The following is a 21,792-nucleotide window of genomic DNA, read 5'->3' as shown; positions in this document are numbered from 1 at the left end:
AATCAGCGAGTCAGCTTGGGAAGAAATGACCTGCTTATTCGCACCTTCCTTAAGCTTCAAACTGACTATTGGCCGAATAGCGATAGCAGAGAGTATATTAACCACCAATGAGGCCATTGCCCATTTTTATAATATGATGCATGGGGTCAACAAAGAGTATCTGTATTCATACTTACAGCATTTTGATTACAATACTTTAGGAAGTACATCCTCTATTGCAACGGCTGTCAACTCTAAGATTATAAGAAAAATCCCCGTTCTTTTACCTGATGCTGATATATTGCATCAATATAAAATATCAACAGATATCATTTTTAAAAGAATAAGTTTCAACAATCGAAATACATACGATTTAACAGTCCTCCGCGACACCCTGCTCCCCAAACTCATCTCCGGCGAGCTGTCCCTGGAGGATCTGCCAAACTTAGTAGCTCAAACCGAACCCGCATAACGCATTTTGCCCCTGAAAAATCAGGGGCTTTCTGTTAAGGTTTTCTCTGTTACAGGAACCCTTACCAGAAAACCAGCCAGGGCCGGAGCGGGATATGCATCTCTCATTCAGTGAAGCGAAGTTAGAACAGGCGATAATTGAACTGTTACAGGATCAGGGCTATCAGCACCTGATCGGCGACAATGTGCCGCGTTCCAGCCTCGATCAAGTGATTATCGAAGACGATCTTCGCCACTACCTCGCCGCGCGCTATCAGACCGACGGCATCACCGAAGAAGAGATCCAGCGGCTGATCAAGCAGTTCACCACCCTGCCCGCTTCCGATCTCTACGAAAGCAATAAAACCTTCTGCACCTGGCTGGCCAACGGTTTCTTGTTTAAACGCGACGATCGCCAGCAGAAAGATCTCTATATCGAACTACTCGACACCCGGCACCTGCCCGCCGCGCTGCGCGAACTGTTCGATACCGAAGAGGTTCCGCTGCAACAGGCCGCGGAAACGCTGGCAAGTTATCATCTTACCCAGCCGCTGAACCGGGTAAAAATCGTCAATCAGTTGACCATCACCGGCAAAGAAAACCAGCCGCGCATTCCGGACGCCATCCTGTATATCAACGGCCTGCCGTTAGTGGTATTCGAATTTAAAAGCGCGGTGCGCGAGCAGGAAGCCAATATTGGCGATGCGTATAAACAACTCTGCACCCGCTATCGTCGCGATATTCCGCAGCTGTTTGTCTATAACGCGCTGTGCATTATCAGCGACGGCGTCAATAACCGCATGGGTAACCTGTTTGCGCCGTACGAGTATTTCTACTCCTGGCGCAAAGTCACCGGCAATGAAAACCGCGAGCAGGACGGCATCCCGTCCCTGCACTCGATGATTCAGGGGCTGTTTAACCCGGTCCGCCTGCTGGACGTGATCAAAAACTTTATCTGCTTTCCGGATAAAGCCAAACATGAAGTGAAAATCTGCTGCCGCTACCCGCAGTACTATGCGGCGCGCAAGCTGTACTACAGCATCGAACGGGCGCGTAAGCCTTTCGGCGACGGCAAGGGCGGCACCTACTTTGGCGCGACCGGCTGTGGCAAGAGCTACACCATGCAGTTCTTAACCCGCCTGCTGATGAAAAGCGTCGAGTTCGCCAGCCCGACGATCGTGCTGATCACCGACCGCACCGATCTGGACGATCAACTCTCGGCGCAGATGTGCAATGCCAAGAACTATATTGGCGACGACACCGTGGTGCCCGTCACCAGCCGTGAGGATCTGCGGGAGAAACTGGCCGGTCGCAACAGCGGCGGCGTCTTCCTGACCACCATCCATAAATTTACCGAAGACACTGAACTGCTCTCCGAGCGCAGCAATATCATCTGTATTTCCGACGAAGCGCACCGCAGCCAGGTCAACCTCGATCAGAAAGTGATCGTCGATAAAGAGAGCGGCAAGGTACGCAAAACCTTCGGCTTCGCCAAATATCTGCACGACTCGCTGCCACAGGCTACCTACGTCGGTTTTACCGGCACGCCTATCGACGCCACGATGGAGGTCTTTGGCAATATCGTCGACAGTTACACCATGACCGAATCCGTACAGGATGAGATCACCGTGCGCATCGTCTACGAAGGCCGCGCGGCAAAGGTCATCCTCGATGCCCGCAAGCTGGAAGAGGTGGAAAAGTACTACGCAGAGTGCGCTGACGCGGGCACCAACGAGTGGCAAATCGACGAGAGCAAAAAAGCCAGCGCCACTATGAACGCTATTCTTGGCGATGAAGACCGCCTGAAAGCGCTGGCGGAAGACTTCGCGAAACACTATGAAAAGCGTGTCGCCGAAGGCTCAACGGTGAAAGGCAAAGCGATGTTTGTCTGCGCCAGCCGCGAAATTGCCTGGGATTTCTATCGTCAGCTGAAAGACTTTCGTCCGGCATGGTTTGAGGTGAAGCAGGCCCCGGATGGGGTTGAGCTGACGGAGCAAGAGGAAAAAGAGCTGCCGCCTTCTGAGATGGTGAAGATGGTGATGACGCGCGGCAAAGATGACGACGGCAAACTGTACGATCTGCTGGGCAGTAAAGAGTACCGCAAAGAACTGGATAAACAGTTCAAAAACGCAAAGTCGAATTTCAAAATCGCCATCGTGGTGGACATGTGGCTGACCGGTTTTGACGTGCCGGAGCTGGACACCATTTATATCGATAAGCCATTGCAAAAGCATAACCTGATCCAGACCATCTCCCGCGTGAACCGCAAGCTGGAAGGCAAAAGCAAAGGGCTGGTCGTTGACTATATCGGCATTAAGCGCCAGATGAACCAGGCGCTGGCGATGTATTCGCGCATTGATGCCACCAACTTTGAAGATATTCAGCAATCGGTGATTGAGGTGAAAAACCATCTCGATTTGCTGGCGCAGGTGTTCCACGATTTCGAAAGCCGGGCTTATTTCAGCGGCGAGCCGCAGGCGCAGCTGGCGTGCCTGAACAACGCGGCAGAATTTGTGATGCGCACCCAGAAGCTGGAGCGCCGCTTTATGGGGCTGGTGAAGCGTCTGAAAGCGGCGTATGACGTTTGCTGCGGCAGCGAGGCGCTGTCGCAGACCGAGCGCGACCATATCCATTTCTATATTGCCGTGCGCTCTATCGTCTTCAAGCTGACCAAAGGCGATGCGCCGGACGTCACGCAGATGAACGCCCGCGTGCGCGAGATGATCGCCGAGGCGCTGAAAGCCGACGGCGTGGAAGAGCTGTTTTTCCTTGGCGACAAGAAAGCGGAGTCGATCGATATTTTCGACGACGATTATCTGGCGCGCATTAATAAGATCAAACTGCCGGCCACCAAAATCCAGCTGCTGCAAAAGCTGCTGGAAAAAGCCATCAGCGACTTTAAACAGATCAACCAGCTTCAGGGGATCAATTTCACCCGTCGTTTCCAGTCCATTATGGATAAATATAACGAGCGCCGGGAAGATGACGTCCTCAACGGTGAAGAGTTTGATACCTTCAGCCAGGAGATGACCGATATTATCTACGATATTAAAACCGAAATGGGCACCTATGCCGAGATGGGGATTGATATTGAAGAGAAAGCCTTCTACGACATTCTGGCGCATATGCGCGATAAGTATCAGTTCACCTACGAAGAAGACAAGATGCTGGCGCTGGCGAAAGAGATGAAGGCGGTAGTCGATAACACGTCGAAGTACCCCGACTGGAGCAAGCGTGATGATATTAAAGCGAAACTGAAGGTAGAGCTGATTCTGCTGCTGCATAAACACAAGTTCCCGCCAGTGGCGAATGACGATGTGTATATGGGCGTGCTGGCGCAGGCGGAGAATTTTAAGCAGCACCATATTAATACAGTGTATTAATTTTATGGCTGGATGATGCTGTGTTTATCCGGCCTGATTTATATTTCCCATCAATTTAATCACCCCATCAATATTTCCAGTAACGTCTTTATTTTTGTCTATTTTCAGCTGGCTTTATTTTTATTTACTGGGTAGATTTACAGGTGTTTTTTATCGCAAGACGCCCGTGCGGGAACACGAGCGCCTCGCTCATCACAATCACTATTTTCAAGGAATAGCCATTATGACTATCGTCCATTCTATTGCAGATCCGTGCGATCCAGAAGTCTCCCCAACAAATAACCGTCACCTGACCGTGAGTTATGCGAGCCGTTATCCGGATTATACCCGCATCCCCGCCCTCACCATAAAGGGCCAGTGGCTGGAAGCCGCCGGTTTTACCACCGGTACAGAAGTCGACGTGAAGGTGATGAACGGCTGTATTGTGCTCACGGCAAAGCCGCAGGAGCCTGCGCTGGTGCAGTCTTTGCGGCAGGTGAGCAAGCTGTCGGCGCGTAAGCAGAAGCAGGTGCAGGAGTTTATTGGAGTGATTTCGAGTAAGCCTCGCAGACGGGAGGCGTAAGGTCAGTTTGCGCGATTGAGCGCATGTTATTGCCGGGTGGCGCTGCGCTTACCCGGCCTACAATTTTACGATACTTTTTCCACCGCACCTTCCCCATTCGCCGCATCCTGCGGTCGTGAAACCGTGCGGCTTTTGCTCCCATCCACCCCAACGGCAATCTCCCCTTCCACCGTCACCCGGCGCACCACGCGCGGCTGGGTGCCGTAGTCGTTGACCGCGTAGTGTTGGGTGCTGCGGTTATCCCAAATCACCACGTCGCCCTGCTGCCACTGCCAGCGCACGGTGTTGTCGAGGCGGGTGATGCGGTTTTGCAGCAGCTCGAATAATTGTGCGGACTCCCTCGAACTGAAGCCCACCAGCCGTTTGACAAAGTGCCCGAGTAACAACGCGCGTTCGCCGCTGACCGGGTGGACGTGCACCACCGGGTGCTCGGCTTCCCATACCGAAGAGACGAACACTTTCTGGTGATGCGCCAGGCGGTGGCTTTCCACGACAACGCGTTCGGCACCGTAGTCATAGTCGTTGCTGTGCACCGCGCGCAGGGTGTCGACGAAGCGCTTGAGCGTCTCCGGCAACTGTTCGTAGGCGCGGGCGGTGTTGGCCCACACGGTGTCGCCGCCGTATTCCGGGATGGTGACGCCGCGCAGGATAGAAATTTTCGGGAAGGCGTCAACGAAGGTGACGTCAGTGTGCCAGGAGTCGGCGCGGCCGCCGCCTTTCGAGGCGTCGAGTTCGAACAGTTTAGTGCCTTCCGGCGCAGGGACGGTGGGATGGGCGACAATCTTGCCGAAGCGCGCGCCGAAGGCCTGATGCTCGGCGTCGGTCAGATGCGCCTGCTGGCGGAAGAACAGCACTTTGTATTTAACCAGCGCCGCCTCCAGCTGGGCGAAAGTGTCCGTATCCAGACCGGCGGAAAGACGGATATCGCGGATTTCCGCGCCGATATTGCCCGCCACGCGGCGAAGGTTTAATAAAGGAAAATCAGTATCAGCAGTGTTCACAGCAGTCATGATGGCGCCCCTTTAATATCGTCAGAAACCCGAATATAGAAATATTCCACCGGGTCACAAAGTCGACTTTGTGATATTGATAGCTGCCGGATGGGATTATGTAGGCCGGATAAGGCGAAGCCGCCATCCGGCGATGCTCACCGTTGTGCCTGATGGCGGCTTCGCCTTATCAGGCCTACCGTTTCTTTGCCGACAGGAGTCGCTATGACCACGGAAATCACCCTTACCCCCGCCGAGCGCGAGAAGCTGCGCGATCGGCTGACCGACTACTGCGCCAAACAGTTCGACCTCGAGCTGGAGCAGTTCGATGCGGAGTTCTTTATCGATTTTATTATCGAAAATCTGGGGCCGGCCTTTTATAACGCCGGGATTGATGAGGCGATTCGCACCCACTTTGCGTGGAGCGAGCGCATTCAGGAAGAGATGGATCTGAAGAAAATTCTATGAGTTCACCGTACGTTATTCGTTCTTTACGCGACCATCCCGAGCAGATGGCGGCGGTTATCGCCTATTTCCAGCAGCAGTGGGCGTCGGAAGCATCGATGATGGTTTACGACGATGCGCTGCGCCGCACGCCGGGGGCGAAAAACCCGCTGCCGCAGTGGTACTGGTTGCAGGACGGCGATCGGATCATTGGCTGCGCGGGGTTGATTGCTAACGATTTTATCAGCCGCTGCGAACTGTATCCGTGGCTGTGCGCGCTGTACATTGAGCCGGATTATCGTCAGCAGGGGTTGGCCCGCCGGTTGATTGAGCATATCGCCCGGCACACAAAAGAGCTTGGCTTTACGCAGCTGCATCTGTGTACCGATATCGACGGGTTTTACGAGAAAACAGGATTTGCGTTCAACGGGCTGGGATATCACCCGTGGGGTGAGTCCTCGCGGGTTTATACCCGCGAATTGAACCCGTAGCCCGGAAAGGTGCCGGGTGGCGGCTGCGCCTTACCCGGCCTACAAAACCGCGGCGTAAGCCTGATAAGCGCAGCGCCATCAGGCAATTAGCGGCACCATTTCTCCTGTTGAAGTTCCAGCAATAGCAGCATCATCAGCGCCTGGGCGTACGGTACGGGGGCCATGGCGATATCGCAGTAATATTGCAGGTCCGGCCCGACCATCGTCCCTTTTGACGCTTCCAGTAAGATCCCATCGTCGATCCTGTCGCGCAGCGCATGCCAGGCGCGCATCGCGTGATCGGCCACCTTCTCGTCGAGGATCCCCATTCTGACGCCGCGCAGCATACCGTAGGCGATCCCGGCGGTAGCGGAAGATTCTTGCGGCGATAAAGGATCGTCGAGCAGCGTGTGCCACATGCCGTTGTCGGCCTGAAGCTCGCAGAGCGTATTCACCTGACGCGCGACCACCACCGCGAGATAGCGCTTCACGCTGGCGTCGAGGCTGTCGCCGAGCAGGGCGATAAATTCCGGGATCGCCACGGTGATCCACGCGTTACCGCGCCCCCAGAACGCTTCGGAGAAGTGATGTTTACCGACAAACGTCCAGCCGTGGTACCACAGGCCGCTCGCCGGTTCACACAGGTAGCGGGTGTGTAGCAGGAACTGGTACGAGGCTTCGTCGATCAGGTCTTTGCGCTTAAGCACCACGCCCGCGGTACCGAGGAACAGGCAGGTCATAAACAGCGTGTCGTCCCACAGATGACCAGTGTTCGGCTGCTCTTTCACCACGTGCTGGAAGCCGCCCTCTTCGGTTTTCGGCAGCGTGCGCAGCAGCGCGTCGGCCCAGTCGTTCACCACCGTCAGCAGATCGTCACGCCCGGTGTGCCCGGCCACCAGCGCCAGCGTGATCATCGGCGCGGTGGTGTTGATCTGGATTTCCGGCAGCCCTTTCGCCAGCTGATCTTCATACCAGGTGAGGATCGACTGCTGGAGGCGAGCATCATTCTGCTGGCGCGCATACTGCCAGAAGCCGTACAGGCCGACGCCCACTTCCCATTCCCACTCTTCGAAGTGGATGGCAAAACCTTCACCGTCGCGGGTGCCGACTTCACCCATATTTTTCAGGCGGCAGAAGCCCTGAACCACCTGCTCCAGCAGGCCGTTTAATGCTGCGTTGTTCATTGCATGTCTCCTGACACCGTGACCTGAATTTCATTGCCCACCAGCGTCGGAAACACGGCGGCCTTGCCGTTGCGCTGGCAGTTGCCCTGCCCGTCGAGCTGCATCAGCGTGTGCTGGCTATCCATCACCCGCGCGACGTCGCCTTGATGTTCAATGCGCAGCGTCTGAACGCGCTGGCAGAAGGCGCTAAAATCCCCTTCGCCCACTTCCAGCCACCACGCCACGCGGCGGCCTTCGGCGCGCACTTCATCGCCGTTGACGGTGAGCGGCTGCGAGCACAGCACGGCGGCAAACGCGTTGCCCGCCCGCACCACCACGCCCTGCGCCAGCGGGCGCACTTCATCAAAGGCTTCGGCGTGAAGATGCAGGTGCGTCCAGCCCAGCGACTCCTGCTTGTCGAGCTGCCACAGCAGCATCGCCTGATTTTCCACCTGCATCACGCGCGGCAGCACGCCGTTGCCCGCCCAGAAGGAGGGACGCGCTTCGCTGCCCGGTGCCACGTCACCCGGGTGGTTCACCCACAGCCGCGCCTCGGGACGCGTGGCAAACTGCACATCCACCAGATGCTGCTGATGACCGCGTTCGCCGGTGTGGTGATCGACGCAGCTGGAAAGCATCACCGCGGGCTGCTTCCACGCCACAATCTTGCCACCGCCGCACACGTAGTGGGCGCTGAGCTCGCCGTGAGATAGGCGGGCGTACTGCGCAGACTCCGCCGGCGGCGCATAGTCGCTCAGGCAGAAGAACGGCAGCGAGGCACACTTGCGGTTAACGTGCCCACCGCCCCAGGCCACGTGGCCGAAGGCGGAAAGCTCGGACATCTGGCTGGCCAGCAGCTCTTTTTCATAGACGCGGCCCATGGTGCCTGCGGCAATCCCGGACTGATAGTGCAGCGCGCTCATGCGCATCAGGCGGTCAATCAGATGCCGTGCACGCTGGCGCAGTGCAGGGTCGTCAGCCAGCTGATAAAGCGCGAACAGGCCGATGTCGTCCACCGGGTAATAGGGCGCGGAATTCCACTCGACAAAGCCTTGCTGCTCGATGGTATCAAACCAGCCGTTCAGGCGTTGAGCGGCCACCGCCTGCTGTTCGCGGCCAGTGCGGCCAGAGGCAATAAAGCGTTCCTCCGGGAACATTTGCCCGGCAAGGTACTGGGCGGTGTGGAAGCACAGCGCGTGATTCTCGCTCCAGAACCACATCACATCGTTGCCCAGTTCGTCATACCAGTAGCGGTAGCCGACAATCGCCGAGCGCACACGCTTCCATAACGCGGCCGGGAAATGCTCGCCGTGGAAGTCGTGCCAGATCCACAGCAGCGGTACCATGGAGAAGTCCGAACAGTCCTGCCGCGCGCTGATGCGCTGGAGCGTGCTAATCAGCAGTTCCTGCGCCTGCGGGCCGTTTTGGCCGACGTGCAGCATCGCCAGCAGGCGGCCGGTGCGCGGCACGCCGTGTTCAGCAATAAAGCTCAGCGCCGCGCGTTTGCGGGTTTCCAGCACGCCTTCGCCGCCGGGCAGCGTGGCGTCGGGCAGCACGGTCAGGCTCAGGCTGCGGCTCATCGTCACGTCGTTCAGGCTGGCGGTCAGTTCAAGACGGTAACGCCCCATCCCAACGCGCTCCGGCAGCGCGAGCGTCAGCTTCCCGTCGTCGACCACGACGGTGCCAAAATCCAGCGGACAGGTGGCGATAACGTCGTTGCCGAGGCTGTGGATCGCGCCGCCCAGATGCAGCGTATTCGCCGTCAGGCCGCTTAGCGTCAGACGCTGGCGCTGAGCCACGATCGTCGCGGGCAACGCGTCCATAAACCGCTGAACGGCGGCCAGCGCTTCGCCGTTCATCTGCGGCAGCGTGGCTTCCAGCGGCGTTTCGCCAAGGTAAATCATCCGCAGCGCAAACACGGTGTCGCGTTCAAACAGCTCATCAAGGTGAATCAGCAGCGCGTTCTCCCCCTGCTGAAGGGCAATGTCAACCGGCAGCGTTTGCAGCGTATTGCGGGTAAACGGCGTAAAGCAGACGGCCTGCTCGCCGTCGACCCAGAGACGTACGCCGCCGCAGGTGGCAATCTGGAAGGGGTACCGCCCTGCTGCGGGCGCATGTAAGGTCACACGCAGCCAGCGCTGGCTGTGGGTGGCGACGTTTTGTACGCCGGAGAACGTTACCGTATCGCTGTCGCCGGTCCAGGTGACGGCCGCCGCCGGTAGCGCATGTTCCGGGTTGACCGCACGCCCGGCAGCATCCCGGCGGAAAATACGCCGACAGAAGGATTCCTGCGCCGGGCCTTTGCCGTTGGCGAACGGATAGTCCATCGGTTCATCCATGGCTTCGCCGGTGAAAAATTCGGCAAACCGCGTATTGTGCGGCGATGAAACCGTAAAGTGCGTCAGCGCCCCGCCCGCAACCAACCTCATAGTACTTTCCTCAATAGCCGATAGTCATTAACCGCTATTTTCGGGAAACGAGGTGAGGCACGCTACGCGCGGGGTTGCGCCGATACGCGGAACTGCCTGGCCATTCACAATCTCGCCCTGACGAGAGAATAAAACGTGATAGACATCACATCGAAAACGCCCAACGCGCTACACAGGCCGGGAAAACTCACGTTTCCCGGTAACCACAGAACGGTCAGCCGCGATCTCTGTCACATTTTACCCTTTCAATTGCGTCAGCTCGTGGCTCAGGCTGTCGGCCAGCATCCGCACGCGGGTCGGGTCAAACAGCACGTGCAGCCCCGGCGAGGCGTCCGCGTGCTGCTCGCAGAAGCTGGTCATTTCCGCCGCGCAGCGGTAAAGCTCCTGAATATTCACCTGGCAAATCTCGCGCATGCTCCAGCTGTTTTCCACCAGCCGGGCGAAGTGGAGGGTGAAGAAGGCTTTTTGCGCGTGGCGGAACAGCAGACAGTAGAGCGCAAAACCCTGCCACTCTTCCTGCCAGCGCCGGTGCAGTGAGAACGGAAACGCGGCGCGTTCGGCAAACGCCAGCGCCTGTTCGCCCAGCGTTAGCGCCGCCTGGTAAGCACCGTCTTTTTCTTCGGCAATCAGCGACAGGTTACGGGCAGAGGTGGCGACATCGCTGGCGCTAAAGAAAATATCGCGCTCCGAACCCGGCAGCCAGTGGTTGCGGTTGAGCTGACCATACAGGCTCCACACCGCCTGGCCGTAGCTTTCCGGCACCTGGCTGTGACGATGAAAGACGTGGTCGCGCACGTAAATGGCCTGATACAGCACCTGGCTTGCCTGGCCTAGCAGCGATTGAAACTCCGCAAACGCCGCCGGATCAGGACGCCAGCCGTAGCACTCATCCAGCCAGTGGGTCAGCAGCGCCGCGTGCGTGAGATGTTCATGTTCCCGCGACAATATCTGGCTGCAGGCAACCAGGTTACATTCGCTCAGCGTGCCGATAACCCAGTGGTTGTCGACTCCTTCCCAGCTCGTTTTGCACACCGCGCCGTTGATGGTGGCGTTACCGCGACACCACAACAAGCGCCCCTGCAGTTCGTCGATGCGCGGGAACGGCAGCACGCCCCAGCCTACCTCTTCCCCGACCAGGTCCAGTTCGACCCAGACGTCGCGATCTTCAACGTCAAGCAGGGCGGGATTATTGGGGAAGGTCGGCCAGAAGCGCTCCGGCGTCAGCTTGATGGAGACAGACACGCACTCCGGCAGCGTGCGAATGGCTTCCATCACGTTGCTGATATCGTGGTTGCCCGCCGGAAAGGCACGCAGCACCAGGTGTTTATTTTCACGCATCACCGCCCGCGCCATGGCGCTGAAGCATTGGGTGTAGCGGGACAAGCTGCGCGGGTCGATATGCGGCGACGGGTCGTCCTGCCCGGTCAGCTCCCAGTTGGGACGGGAGATCGGCAGCAGGCCGTCGGTATTAGAGAGCGCCACCAGCAGGCCGCTCATGGCGGGGATTTGCTGGCACAGCAGCGTGAGTTTATCCGCCAGATACTGGCACCAGAACTCGACGTCAAAGCGGATGCTGCCGTCTTTATCAATCAGCTGCGGGTGTGCCGCCAGCAGGTCGGCCGGGAAACTGAGCTCTTTCGCCTGGAGATAGAAACGCAGCCCCTGCTTGTGGCAATAACCGGCAAGACGGTTGAGGTAAACGCAGCGGGCGCGCTGCTGGCTGGAGAGACGATCGTTGTACTGGTGCGGCGTGTAGCCCTTCGGCGAGACCAGCTTGTCGAACAGATCGACCTGCCCGACAATCACGGTATTAAACTGATGGCGGGACGCCCACTGCACCAGCTCGCAGGCCTTGTCCCAGTTCCAGAACTCTTGGTTGTTCAGTTCCAGCGCACGCGTCTTCCACATCGTCTTTCTCCCTCACGCCACCGCGGCGAGGGATTATTGTAAGCACAGATGAGGGCAAACAATCAGCGTCTGGAAGTGCGCTACTTCACAATAAAGCGCGTTGGGGCGAAACAGTTGAGCAGCCGGTGCAGAATAAACACCATCGTCAGCGTCGCCAGCAGGGAAATCGTCACCGACGTAGCGCGATACAGGTCGCTGAACACCAGGTCGCCATCCGGCTGGAGATTCTGGCCGAACATAATGCCAATGGTGGTGATACTGGCAAAACCGACGCCGGCGCCCACCTTCTCCATCACGTGCAGCCGCGCGCTGAAGGCCAGCCCCAGGCCGATCAGCGGCATCATCAGCAGCATATGGCTGCTGTGATCGTAGAGGATCAGCTGCACCACCAGAATGTACAGGCAGGCCAGCACCACGCCGACCACGCGCCAGATGGAGCTGATCACCGCGCCGCGATAGTGCATCGGGAAGAGGATCAAGATCCCCGCCATCAGCGCCGACAGCGAGTCGCTCAGGTCGCTGACCTGGAAGACGATAAAGATAATCGTCGCCACGCTGCCGGAGAGCAGCGATTCATGGCGCACCCGCGCGGCGTCTTTTTCAATCAGCGGCGGCGGCTTGCGCGGTTCTGCGTCCGGGATCAGGTAGTGCATTAACGCACTCAGCGCCACCGCCATCACGCTCGCCTCAACGTTGGAAAATAACAGCGTGTGCCAGTTAGCCGTCGGGTAGCTCATAAAGTTGAGCATCACGCTTTGGCACACCACGCCCATCGAGCCAAACAAGAACAGCGGCCCTTTACTCATAAAGCGAAAACGCATCACGTACAGCGCGAACACAACGGCCGTCATAATCACCGGCCATTGGCTTAAATAGCCGATGATCAGCACCATTTCGATGCAGTTTAGCGAGGCGCTGAAGATAAACTGTTTGGCGACGTGACGGTTGAACACCGGCACCAGCGCAGTAAGCAGCAGCGGATAAACCACATAGAAAACGCCGTACTGGGTATCAAAGAAGCTCGAAATACTCAGCGCCAACATCCCGGCAAAAGAAATGCGCAAGGTCTGACGGAAATCGTTCGCCGTATAGACGATATTACCGTGAGGGGTAAAGACCTGCGCGAGGGTGTTAATAGACATAATGCAGCCAGCTGACAAGATGGATTTGCAGGCCGGAGAAGAAACGGGCAAATGTGCCTTCGCTGTTGTACAGCTGGACGGTGGCGCGCGCGCCGGTCGGCAACGTTTTTTCCAGCGGCGCGTCCAGCGCCACGTGAATGCGCATACGCTGCGCGTCGCGCACCCAGCGGGTGGACTGCTCAGGCTGCGATAGCTCGCCGTTCACCGCTTCCTGACCGGCGAGGATCCCGGCGTCGCTGCTGGTCACCCGCGCCCGGAAAACCTGGCCCGGTAAGGCATCAAACACCACCGCCGCATCCGTTCCCTGGCGCGTATGGCGCAGGCTTTTTTCGCGGAAGTCGGCCACGATGTCGGTTTTCTGGTTGACCACCGCCATCACCGCGCTGCCCGCCGAGGCATAAAGGCCTGGGCTGAGCTGGAGGTTACTGACGGTACCGTCCGCTTCAGCGCGGATTTTGGTCCAGTCGAGGTTGAGCTGCGCTTCCCGCAGCGCCGTCTGGTACTGCCGAAGCGTGACGTTATGTCCATCATCGCGCTCGCCGCGCTGAATTTGCAGGTTGTGAATGGAGGCACGCAGCGCGCTCACCGACTGCTCGCTGGTCTGCCAGGTGGTGCGCACTTTATCAAGATCCGCCTGAGAGACATTCTGCATGCGGCTCAGGCTTTGGTAGCGATCGTAGGTCACCCGATCGTTACGCGCGGTCAGCTGCGCGGTTTTCAGGTTGGCCTCGGCGGCAGCAATCTGCGCATCCAGCTGCTGGTTGCTCAGCTTCGCCTGAGCCAGCGCTAGCGCGGCGGAATCCACTTTATTCTGGAACGGCGTCGGGTCCAGCTCATACAGCAGATCGCCCTTTTTCACCGCGCTATTATTGTGCACATAAACCTGCGAGACGTAGCCGGAAACGCGTGACGAAACGGGCGTCACCACGCGCATCACCGTGGAGTCCGGCGTCAGCGGGATCCAGATATCGGCAACGATAAAATAGGCAAACATGAGCAGGAAAGAGGCAATACTCACCCTTACCCAGCGGGCAAACTTCTGTTCTGGCGTCATCATGGTGTTAATCGATTTTATTATTTTCTTCGCGGATATTCCGCAGATTGCAGGCTATTTGATTCAAAGTGTCGCTAAACTTCACGATGTCGGCGGCAGGAATACCGGTGGACACGCGGGCCTGGAAGACTTCAATCACCTGGTTTAGCGTCTGGAGCACTGACCGACCTTCGTCGGTGAGCGTCAGCAGGCGAATGCGTTTGTCGTACGGCGAGACGGTGCGCAGCAGGTAGCCCTGTTGCTCAAGTAACGTCAGCGTGCGCATTAGCGGCGGCAGTTCAATACCCTGCACTTCCGCCAGCTCGCTCACAGAGACATTATCGCCAAGCTGGAGCAGCTGCATCAGCACCGTCCAGCTTGACTGGGTCAGGCCGGTATCGGTGATGGCATGATCGATAATCGAACGCCACTGGCGCACGACCATCGCCATCCGCATCCCCATCGGGCGGCGGGCAAAGCGCTCTTCTTCAGTCATGGCAGTCTCCGTTCGTTTCGTCGATGTACGATAATACTTACCATGGTAAGTATCAAGGAACGAAAGGCGTAAACCGCATGGATTGTAAAATGGCCCTACTTTCCGGCGATGTACTCAACGTCCATCGTTTCGCAGTCGACAAAACCAATACGCGCCAGCTTTGCCAGCGGTCCTTTGGCCACGAACGGCACGCGATACTCGTCATCTTCAATGGTGACTTCGCCGAAGATCAGCTCAGGCGTGAGCGTACCGAGCGTACTTTTTTCTCGATACCAGTGGGGAAAGCGGCCGCGCAGGTAATCCTCTTTAACGCGTAAAAGCGCTTTGCGGGAAAAATCGAGGCGGCACACGGAAGCGGTGTCAGGGAAAACGTCGTTAACAATAAATATAACGGTGATGCCCGCGGTCAGCAGGCTACAAAATAGTGCAGTCACTAATAATGTTTTTTTCATGCTGAAGGTAGGTGTATTGGGTTAAATAATCACGGGAACCAAGACCATTCTAAAAATAAATAAAAACAAGTAAAGCAATGTATTGGTATTGTTTCGTAAATATCGAATCAATCACCTAATCAAAAAGATGAGTTGCCCGTCATTATGCGTACCAGCGTTAATCCTTTGCTCTAATTTTGTTATTTTACAACACAATAAATGCGTTATTGTTACAACGCATACCAGTTTAAATCAGATGAGCGCGGCTTCACAATTCGCATTTACGGAATGATAAATGTGAGTCTTTTTGAGTATTCGTATCATTCTTGATATTAAGTACAAATAAAAGATGACGTCCAATACGTCATCATATTTGCAGATAATAATAATCTCTTTATTTTTTGGTAATATATATTGGTTATTAATCCATTTTTAGATACCCCTTCCAGAAAATCCGCCAGGGGTAGACAGGCGGGTCAGTTTGGTGGCAGGATAAAAGGATGAACACAAATGTGACCGTTACCCGCTCAAACCGTTGGTGGCTGCCTTTCTGACAGGCGGCTCGGGTTACGTTATCTTTTCAAAGCCGCCGAAAGGCGGCTTTGTTGTTTCTCAGTGCGTCTTTCGGCTCAATGTTTTAAACGGAGCAACTGATGAACAACACCTCACATATTCTGCTTACCGGCGACCGTCCTACCGGCCAGCTGCACCTGGGGCACTATGTCGGCTCTTTACGCCAGCGTGTGCAGCTTCAGCATCAATATCAACAGTTCATTTTGATCGCAGATTTACAAGGGCTGACCGATAACGGCAGCAACCCGCAGAAAATCAGCCATCATATTCTGGAAGTTATGGCCGACTATCTGGCGGTGGGTATTGATCCCCAGCTCACCACCGTGTGCCTGCAATCGGCGCTGCCCGCGCTGGCTGAACTGACCGCGTTGTACATGAATATCGTCACCGTCGCCCGGGTAGAGCGCAACCCGACCGTGAAAAATGAAATTGCACAGAAGGGCTTTTCGCGCGCGCTGCCGGTAGGCTTTATGGCCTACCCCATCAGCCAGGCGGCCGACATCACCGCCTTCAACGCAGATCTGGTGCCGGTCGGCGACGATCAGCTGCCGATGATCGAGCAGACCAACGAAATCGTGCACAAAATGAATAGCCTGACCGCCGAACCGGTGCTGCGTCACTGTAAGGCGCTGCTCAGCGAAGTGAGCCGCCTGCCGGGTATCGACGGCGGCGCAAAAATGTCGAAATCACTCGGCAATACGCTGACGCTTTCCGCCAGCGAAGCGGAAATCCATCACGCGGTCAGCGCCATGTTTACCGATCCCAACCACCTGCGCGTTGCCGACCCGGGGCAAATTGAGGGGAACGTGGTCTTTACCTATCTTGATGCCTTCCATCCCGATAAAGCGCTGGTCGCCAGCATGAAGGCGCATTACCAGCGTGGTGGGCTGGGCGACAGGCAGTGTAAAAACGAGCTGGAAGCCTGCCTACAGACGCTACTGGCCCCGATCCGCGAACGTCGTGCGACCTTCATTCAGGATAAAGCGATGCTGCTGGAGCAGCTACGCCAGGGCAGCGAGCGGGCGCATGAAGTCACACAGCGAACGCTGCATGCGGTGAAACGCGGCCTGGGGCTGCCCATTTTGTTCTGAGCACCGTGAGGGCATCGCCTCCGCAGGTGCCCTCATCTTATTTTGATTAAACGTGTTAATCGTTTCTCAAGCCCATGTTAATAGTATGGACATACTCAATGTCGATGCTAGTATGACATTGACAGTAGCTATATATATGCGTGTTTCATTTACGGCCAGGATTGCTGATGATGACCACATGAGTAGCACACTTCACAGCCTCCTCCCTTCTCTTCACAATGAAACGCGCGCCACTCAGCAACAGGGAATAGAGCGGGTAGCGTATGGACAAATTCAAGCGGCATTGGGCCTGGTATATCATCGGTTTCGCGGTGGCAATCGCCGCCGTTTCATGGTGGATGCTGCGTCCACCGGGGCTACCGGACGGTTTCGCCAGCAGTAACGGCAGAATAGAAGCCACTGAAGTGGATATCGCCACCAAAACCGCTGGTCGCATTGAGACGATAGTGGTCAAAGAGGGACAGTTTGTCCGCCAGGGCGAGGTGCTGGCGAAGATGGACACCCGGGTTCTGAACGAACAACGGCTGGAGGCCGTAGCGCAAATCAAAGAGGCGCAAAGCGCCGTCGCTGCCGCAAAAGCCCTGCTCGACCAGCGACAAAGCGAAATGCGTGCCAGCGAAGCGGTGGTGAAACAGCGCCAGGCCGAGCTTGATTCCACGTCGAAACGCCACGCCCGCTCCAGCACGCTATCCCAACGTGGCGCGGTTTCAGCCCAGCAGTTGGATGATGACCGAGCCGCCGCCGAAAGCGGACGCGCCGCGCTCGAGTCTGCACGCGCGCAGGTTTCCGCCGCCAAAGCAGCCATTGAAGCCGCGCGAACCAGCATTATTCAGGCACAGACCCGCGTGGAAGCCGCTCAGGCCACCGAACGACGTATCATGGCCGATATTGATGACAGCACGCTGAAAGCCCCGCGCGACGGCCGCATTCAGTATCGCGTCGCCGAACCGGGCGAGGTGCTGGCCGCCGGTGGACGGGTGCTGAATATGGTCGACCTCTCCGATGTCTACATGACCTTCTTCCTGCCGACCGAGCAGGCTGGCCTGCTGGCGGTGGGCAGTGAAGTACGCCTGATCCTCGATGCCGCGCCGGATCTGGTGGTTCCCGCCAATATTAGCTTTGTCGCGAGCGTGGCCCAGTTCACGCCCAAAACCGTGGAAACCAGCGACGAACGGCTCAAACTTATGTTCCGCGTAAAAGCGCGCATTCCACCCGAGCTGCTGGCTGAACACCTGGAATACGTTAAAACCGGTCTGCCGGGCATGGCCTACGTCAGGCTGGATAACCAGCAGCCCTGGCCGGCAACGCTGATGGTGAGGCTGCCGCAATGAGACAGGACGCGCATCCCCCGGTTGCTCAATTAGAGCACGTCGGTCAGCGCTTCGGCAGCACCGTCGCGCTCAACGACATTACGCTGGCCATTCCCTCCCGCTGCATGGTGGGGCTGATCGGCCCGGACGGCGTGGGAAAATCCAGCCTGCTGTCGCTGATCGCCGGCGCGCGAGTGATTGAAGAGGGCAACGTGATGGTGCTGGGCGGCGACATGCGTGATGCCCGGCACCGCCGTGATGTCTGCCCGAAAATTGCCTGGATGCCACAGGGACTGGGCAAAAACCTTTATCACACGCTCTCGGTATACGAAAACGTCGACTTCTTCGCCCGTCTGTTCGGTCATGATAAGCGCGAGCGCGAAGCACGCATCGACGAATTGCTGCACAGCACCGGGCTGGCGCCGTTCCGCGACCGTCCGGCAGGCAAACTCTCCGGAGGGATGAAGCAAAAGCTGGGCCTGTGCTGCGCGCTAATCCACGATCCGCAGCTGTTGATCCTTGATGAGCCAACCACCGGCGTCGATCCGCTTTCACGTGCTCAGTTTTGGGAACTTATCGACAGCATTCGCGCACGCCAGCCGGAGATGAGCGTGCTGGTGGCCACCGCCTATATGGAAGAAGCCGAGCGCTTCGACTGGCTGGTGGCGATGAACGCCGGGAAGGTGCTGGCAACCGGTAGTGCGGAAGAACTGCGTACACAAACCGCCAGCCAGACGCTGGAGCAGGCGTTTATCGCCCTGCTGCCGGAAGCCCAGCGCAACGCACATCAGCAGGTCATTATCCCACCGCGCGACGCCAGCGAAGAAGAAATTGCGATTGAAGCTCGCGGGCTGACCATGCGCTTCGGCGATTTTGTCGCGGTCGATCACGTCAATTTCCGTATTGCCCGCGGCGAGATTTTTGGCTTCCTGGGGTCGAACGGCTGCGGTAAATCCACCACCATGAAGATGCTGACCGGCCTCTTACCCGCCAGCGAAGGAGAAGCCTGGCTATTCGGCCAGCCGGTGGATCCGAAGGATATCGAAACCCGCCGCCGCGTCGGCTATATGTCGCAGGCCTTTTCGCTGTACAGCGAACTGACCGTGCGTCAGAACCTGGAGCTACACGCCCGGCTGTTCCATATCCCCGACGCGGAAATTCCCGGCCGCGTGGCCGAAATGAGCCAGCGCTTTATGCTCACCGACGTTGAAGATGCCCTGCCTGCCGCGCTGCCACTGGGTATTCGCCAGCGTCTATCGCTGGCGGTGGCGGTGATTCATCGCCCCGAGATGCTGATTCTGGATGAACCGACCTCCGGCGTCGATCCGGTGGCGCGTGACATGTTCTGGCAGCTGATGGTCGATCTTGCCAGGCAGGACAAAGTCACCATTTTTATCTCCACCCACTTTATGAACGAAGCCGAGCGCTGCGACCGCATGTCGCTGATGCATGCGGGCAAAGTGCTGGCCAGCGATACGCCGCAGGCGCTGGTCGCTAAACGCGGTGCGGCGAGCCTGGAAGAGGCGTTTATTGCCTACCTTAAGGAGGCCGCCGAACCAACGCCCGATACCGGGACAATGACGCCCCCGGCGCAAGCCGCCGCCGAACCACCGCGCCAGGCGTTTAGCTTACGCCGACTGTTCAGCTATAGCCGCCGCGAAGCGCTGGAGCTGCGCCGCGATCCGGTGCGATCGACGCTGGCCCTGCTCGGAACGGTGATCCTGATGTTTATCATGGGCTATGGGATCAGCATGGACGTTGAGGACTTACGCTTTGCGGTGCTCGACCGCGATCAAACCGTCAGCAGTCAGCGCTGGACGCAGAACATTGCCGGATCGCGCTACTTTATTGAGCAGTCGCCGCTGCACAGCTACGACGATCTCGACCGCCGGATGCGCGATGGCGAGCTGGCGGTCGCCATTGAGATCCCCCCCAACTTTGGCCGCGATATTGCGCGCGGTACACCGGTGCAAATCGGCGTATGGGTGGATGGGGCCATGCCAAACCGTGCGGAGACGGTGCGCGGATACGTGCAGGCTATGCACCTGGCATGGCTACAGGAAATGGCCGGAAGACAGCCCAGCGCCGCCAGCGATAGCGCTTTAATGTCAATAGAGACGCGCTACCGCTATAACCCGGATGTGAAGAGTCTGCCGGCGATCGTACCGGCAGTGATCCCGCTGCTGCTGATGATGATCCCGGCAATGCTCAGCGCCCTAAGCGTGGTGCGCGAAAAAGAGCTGGGTTCCATCATCAACCTTTACGTCACGCCGACGACCCGCACCGAATTCCTGCTCGGTAAGCAGATACCGTATATCGCACTGGGCATGTTCAACTTCCTGCTGCTGTGCGCGCTGTCGGTGTTTGTTTTCGGCGTGCCGCATAAGGGCAGTTTCCTGACGTTAACGCTGGCGGCGCTGCTGTATGTCACTATCGCCACCGGGCTTGGGCTGTTGATTTCCACCTTTATGAAGAGCCAGATCGCGGCGATCTTCGGTACCGCCATTATTACGCTGATCCCGGCCACGCAGTTCTCCGGGATGATCGATCCGGTCGCGTCGCTGGAAGGTCCAGGGCGCTGGATCGGCCAGATTTACCCGACCAGCCACTTTCTGACCATCGCCCGCGGCACCTTCTCGAAGGCGCTGGGGCTCAGCGATCTGTGGGCGTCGTTTATTCCGCTGCTGATTGCCGTGCCGTTGGTGTTGGGTTTGAGCGTGTGGCTGCTGAAAAAACAGGAGGGTTAATGCGCGGATTACGCAATATTTATAACCTCGGCGTGAAGGAACTGCGCAGCCTGCTGGGCGATAAAGCGATGCTGGCGCTGATCGTGTTTGCGTTTACGGTGTCGGTTTACTCGTCGGCAACGGTGATGCCTGGCTCGCTGCATCTGGCGCCGATTGCGATTGCTGATATGGACAAGTCGCAGCTTTCGTCACGGATTATTAACAGCTTCTATCGCCCGTGGTTTCTGGAGCCGGAGCTGATCACCGCCGACGAGATGGACGCGGGACTGGATGCCGGGCGCTACACCTTCGCCATCAATATTCCACCTAATTTTCAACGTGATGTGCTGGCGGGAAGGCAGCCGGAATTACAGGTTAACGTGGATGCGACGCGTATGAGTCAGGCATTTACCGGCAACAGCTATATCCAGAATATCGTGACCGGCGAGGTAAACAGCTTTGTGGCACGATATCGGGATAGCAGTGCGCTGCCGGTGGAGCTGGCGGTGCGGATGCGCTTTAACCCTAATCTTGAGCAGGAGCGGTTCGGCGCAGTCATGGCCATTATCAACAACATTACGATGCTGGCGATTGTGCTCACCGGTTCGGCGTTGATCCGCGAGCGTGAGCATGGAACGGTGGAGCATCTGTTGGTGATGCCGGTGACGCCGTTTGAAATTATGCTCGCCAAGGTCTGGTCTATGGGATTGGTGGTTCTGGTCGTCTCCGGGCTGTCGCTGATACTGATGGTGCAGGGCGTGTTGCAGGTGCCGATCGAAGGCTCGATCCCGCTCTTTATGCTGGGGGTTGCGCTGAGCCTGTTTGCAACGACGTCGATCGGCATTTTTATGGGGACGATTGCCCGTTCAATGCCGCAGTTAGGGCTGCTGATGATCCTTGTACTGCTGCCGTTGCAGATGCTGTCCGGCGGTTCAACGCCGCGCGAGAGTATGCCTCAGGTGGTGCAGGATATTATGCAAACGATGCCGACAACGCACTTTGTCAGCCTGGCGCAGGCGATTCTCTATCGCGGTGCTGACTTTGCCATCGTCTGGCCGCAGTTCCTGACGCTGATAGTGATTGGCGGGGTATTTTTTACCGTTGCTCTGGTGCGTTTTCGCAAAACCATCGGCGAAATGGCATAAATATGTTCTGCCCGTAGGCCGGATAAGGCGAAGCCGCCATCCGGCAATATCCACAATGCCGCATCCCA

The 21,792-nt window shown here is 57.4% G+C and carries 16 protein-coding genes and 1 pseudogene; 9 read left to right on the top strand and 8 right to left on the bottom strand.

Annotation, left to right across the window (positions count from 1 at the left end; genetic code table 11):
• The 3 genes and pseudogenes from V6942_RS22950 to symE all read left to right on the top strand — a co-directional run.
• Positions 1-451, top strand: a pseudogene (locus V6942_RS22950) (hypothetical protein); the annotation flags it as partial.
• A gap of 94 nt (positions 452-545) precedes the next feature.
• Complete coding sequence (locus V6942_RS22945) at positions 546-3,812, top strand: type I restriction endonuclease subunit R (protein WP_333501861.1); 3,267 nt, start codon at positions 546-548, stop codon at positions 3,810-3,812.
• 223 nt (positions 3,813-4,035) lie between these two features.
• Positions 4,036-4,374, top strand: coding sequence for an endoribonuclease SymE (symE, locus tag V6942_RS22940; RefSeq protein WP_333501860.1), 339 nt, complete (start codon positions 4,036-4,038; stop codon positions 4,372-4,374).
• 65 nt (positions 4,375-4,439) lie between these two features.
• Here symE and V6942_RS22935 read toward each other — a convergent pair whose 3' ends face one another.
• Positions 4,440-5,384, bottom strand: a complete 945-nt coding sequence (locus V6942_RS22935; RefSeq protein ID WP_333501859.1) for a TauD/TfdA family dioxygenase — start codon at positions 5,382-5,384, stop codon at positions 4,440-4,442.
• Between the two features lie 204 nt (positions 5,385-5,588).
• On the opposite strand from V6942_RS22935, the gene V6942_RS22930 reads away from it, so the two are divergent.
• Both V6942_RS22930 and V6942_RS22925 read left to right on the top strand, forming a co-directional pair.
• On the top strand, positions 5,589-5,831 hold the full coding sequence (locus V6942_RS22930; protein WP_106930469.1) for a DUF2164 domain-containing protein: 243 nt from the start codon (positions 5,589-5,591) through the stop codon (positions 5,829-5,831).
• Positions 5,828-6,298: a GNAT family N-acetyltransferase gene (locus V6942_RS22925; RefSeq protein ID WP_182929540.1), complete on the top strand. Its 471-nt coding sequence runs from the start codon at positions 5,828-5,830 to the stop codon at positions 6,296-6,298. Before V6942_RS22930 ends, V6942_RS22925 begins: the two co-directional genes overlap by 4 nt.
• An 86-nt stretch (positions 6,299-6,384) precedes the next feature.
• Here the strand turns inward: V6942_RS22925 and V6942_RS22920 are convergent, their stop codons facing one another.
• The 7 genes from V6942_RS22920 to V6942_RS22890 all read right to left on the bottom strand — a co-directional run bounded on the left by V6942_RS22920 (position 6,385) and on the right by V6942_RS22890 (position 14,882).
• Positions 6,385-7,461 (bottom strand): glycoside hydrolase family 88/105 protein, encoded by a 1,077-nt coding sequence (locus V6942_RS22920; RefSeq protein ID WP_182929541.1) that lies wholly within the window; start codon positions 7,459-7,461, stop codon positions 6,385-6,387.
• Positions 7,458-9,869, bottom strand: a complete 2,412-nt coding sequence (locus tag V6942_RS22915) for a hypothetical protein (protein ID WP_333501858.1) — start codon at positions 9,867-9,869, stop codon at positions 7,458-7,460. The genes V6942_RS22920 and V6942_RS22915 overlap by 4 nt, the downstream gene beginning before the upstream one ends.
• A 237-nt stretch (positions 9,870-10,106) precedes the next feature.
• Positions 10,107-11,777, bottom strand: a complete 1,671-nt coding sequence (locus tag V6942_RS22910; protein WP_333501857.1) for a hypothetical protein — start codon at positions 11,775-11,777, stop codon at positions 10,107-10,109.
• 80 nt (positions 11,778-11,857) lie between these two features.
• Positions 11,858-12,919, bottom strand: a complete 1,062-nt coding sequence (locus V6942_RS22905; RefSeq protein ID WP_182929543.1) for a DUF2955 domain-containing protein — start codon at positions 12,917-12,919, stop codon at positions 11,858-11,860.
• A complete protein-coding gene (locus V6942_RS22900) occupies positions 12,909-13,976 on the bottom strand; it encodes an HlyD family secretion protein (protein WP_182929544.1) in 1,068 nt (355 codons plus the stop codon). Before V6942_RS22900 ends, V6942_RS22905 begins: the two co-directional genes overlap by 11 nt.
• A gap of 4 nt (positions 13,977-13,980) precedes the next feature.
• A complete protein-coding gene (locus V6942_RS22895; protein ID WP_182929545.1) occupies positions 13,981-14,448 on the bottom strand; it encodes a MarR family transcriptional regulator in 468 nt (155 codons plus the stop codon).
• A gap of 95 nt (positions 14,449-14,543) precedes the next feature.
• On the bottom strand, positions 14,544-14,882 hold the full coding sequence (locus V6942_RS22890) for a YebF family protein (RefSeq protein ID WP_182929546.1): 339 nt from the start codon (positions 14,880-14,882) through the stop codon (positions 14,544-14,546).
• 650 nt (positions 14,883-15,532) lie between these two features.
• Here V6942_RS22890 and trpS point away from each other — a divergent pair.
• The 4 genes from trpS (at position 15,533) to V6942_RS22870 (ending at position 21,724) form a co-directional block, all read left to right on the top strand.
• Complete coding sequence (trpS, locus tag V6942_RS22885; protein WP_182929547.1) at positions 15,533-16,543, top strand: tryptophan--tRNA ligase; 1,011 nt, start codon at positions 15,533-15,535, stop codon at positions 16,541-16,543.
• Positions 16,544-16,806: 263 nt separating this feature from the next.
• The gene (locus V6942_RS22880) at positions 16,807-17,874 is read left to right on the top strand and encodes an HlyD family secretion protein (protein WP_106930489.1); all 1,068 of its coding nucleotides are present in this window, start codon (positions 16,807-16,809) and stop codon (positions 17,872-17,874) included.
• Positions 17,871-20,600: a ribosome-associated ATPase/putative transporter RbbA gene (gene rbbA / locus V6942_RS22875; protein WP_333501856.1), complete on the top strand. Its 2,730-nt coding sequence runs from the start codon at positions 17,871-17,873 to the stop codon at positions 20,598-20,600. Before V6942_RS22880 ends, rbbA begins: the two co-directional genes overlap by 4 nt.
• Positions 20,600-21,724, top strand: coding sequence for an ABC transporter permease (locus tag V6942_RS22870; RefSeq protein ID WP_333501855.1), 1,125 nt, complete (start codon positions 20,600-20,602; stop codon positions 21,722-21,724). The genes rbbA and V6942_RS22870 overlap by 1 nt, the downstream gene beginning before the upstream one ends.
• The last annotated feature ends 68 nt before the right edge of the window (positions 21,725-21,792 follow it).

It is taken from the genome of Kluyvera genomosp. 2, assembly GCF_036759865.1.
Taxonomy (GTDB): domain Bacteria; phylum Pseudomonadota; class Gammaproteobacteria; order Enterobacterales; family Enterobacteriaceae; genus Kluyvera; species Kluyvera ascorbata_B.
Note: the sequence above shows the minus strand (reverse complement) of the source record. Positions and strands in the feature narration are given on the sequence as shown.

Coding starts and splice junctions, on each gene's coding strand:
- V6942_RS22945 (WP_333501861.1), top strand. CDS start 546: ATGCATCTCTCATTCAGTGAAGCGAAGTTAGAACAGGCGATAATTGAA.
- symE (WP_333501860.1), top strand. CDS start 4,036: ATGACTATCGTCCATTCTATTGCAGATCCGTGCGATCCAGAAGTCTCC.
- V6942_RS22935 (WP_333501859.1), bottom strand. CDS start 5,384: ATGACTGCTGTGAACACTGCTGATACTGATTTTCCTTTATTAAACCTT.
- V6942_RS22930 (WP_106930469.1), top strand. CDS start 5,589: ATGACCACGGAAATCACCCTTACCCCCGCCGAGCGCGAGAAGCTGCGC.
- V6942_RS22925 (WP_182929540.1), top strand. CDS start 5,828: ATGAGTTCACCGTACGTTATTCGTTCTTTACGCGACCATCCCGAGCAG.
- V6942_RS22920 (WP_182929541.1), bottom strand. CDS start 7,461: ATGAACAACGCAGCATTAAACGGCCTGCTGGAGCAGGTGGTTCAGGGC.
- V6942_RS22915 (WP_333501858.1), bottom strand. CDS start 9,869: ATGAGGTTGGTTGCGGGCGGGGCGCTGACGCACTTTACGGTTTCATCG.
- V6942_RS22910 (WP_333501857.1), bottom strand. CDS start 11,777: ATGTGGAAGACGCGTGCGCTGGAACTGAACAACCAAGAGTTCTGGAAC.
- V6942_RS22905 (WP_182929543.1), bottom strand. CDS start 12,919: ATGTCTATTAACACCCTCGCGCAGGTCTTTACCCCTCACGGTAATATC.
- V6942_RS22900 (WP_182929544.1), bottom strand. CDS start 13,976: ATGATGACGCCAGAACAGAAGTTTGCCCGCTGGGTAAGGGTGAGTATT.
- V6942_RS22895 (WP_182929545.1), bottom strand. CDS start 14,448: ATGACTGAAGAAGAGCGCTTTGCCCGCCGCCCGATGGGGATGCGGATG.
- trpS (WP_182929547.1), top strand. CDS start 15,533: ATGAACAACACCTCACATATTCTGCTTACCGGCGACCGTCCTACCGGC.
- V6942_RS22880 (WP_106930489.1), top strand. CDS start 16,807: ATGGACAAATTCAAGCGGCATTGGGCCTGGTATATCATCGGTTTCGCG.
- rbbA (WP_333501856.1), top strand. CDS start 17,871: ATGAGACAGGACGCGCATCCCCCGGTTGCTCAATTAGAGCACGTCGGT.
- V6942_RS22870 (WP_333501855.1), top strand. CDS start 20,600: ATGCGCGGATTACGCAATATTTATAACCTCGGCGTGAAGGAACTGCGC.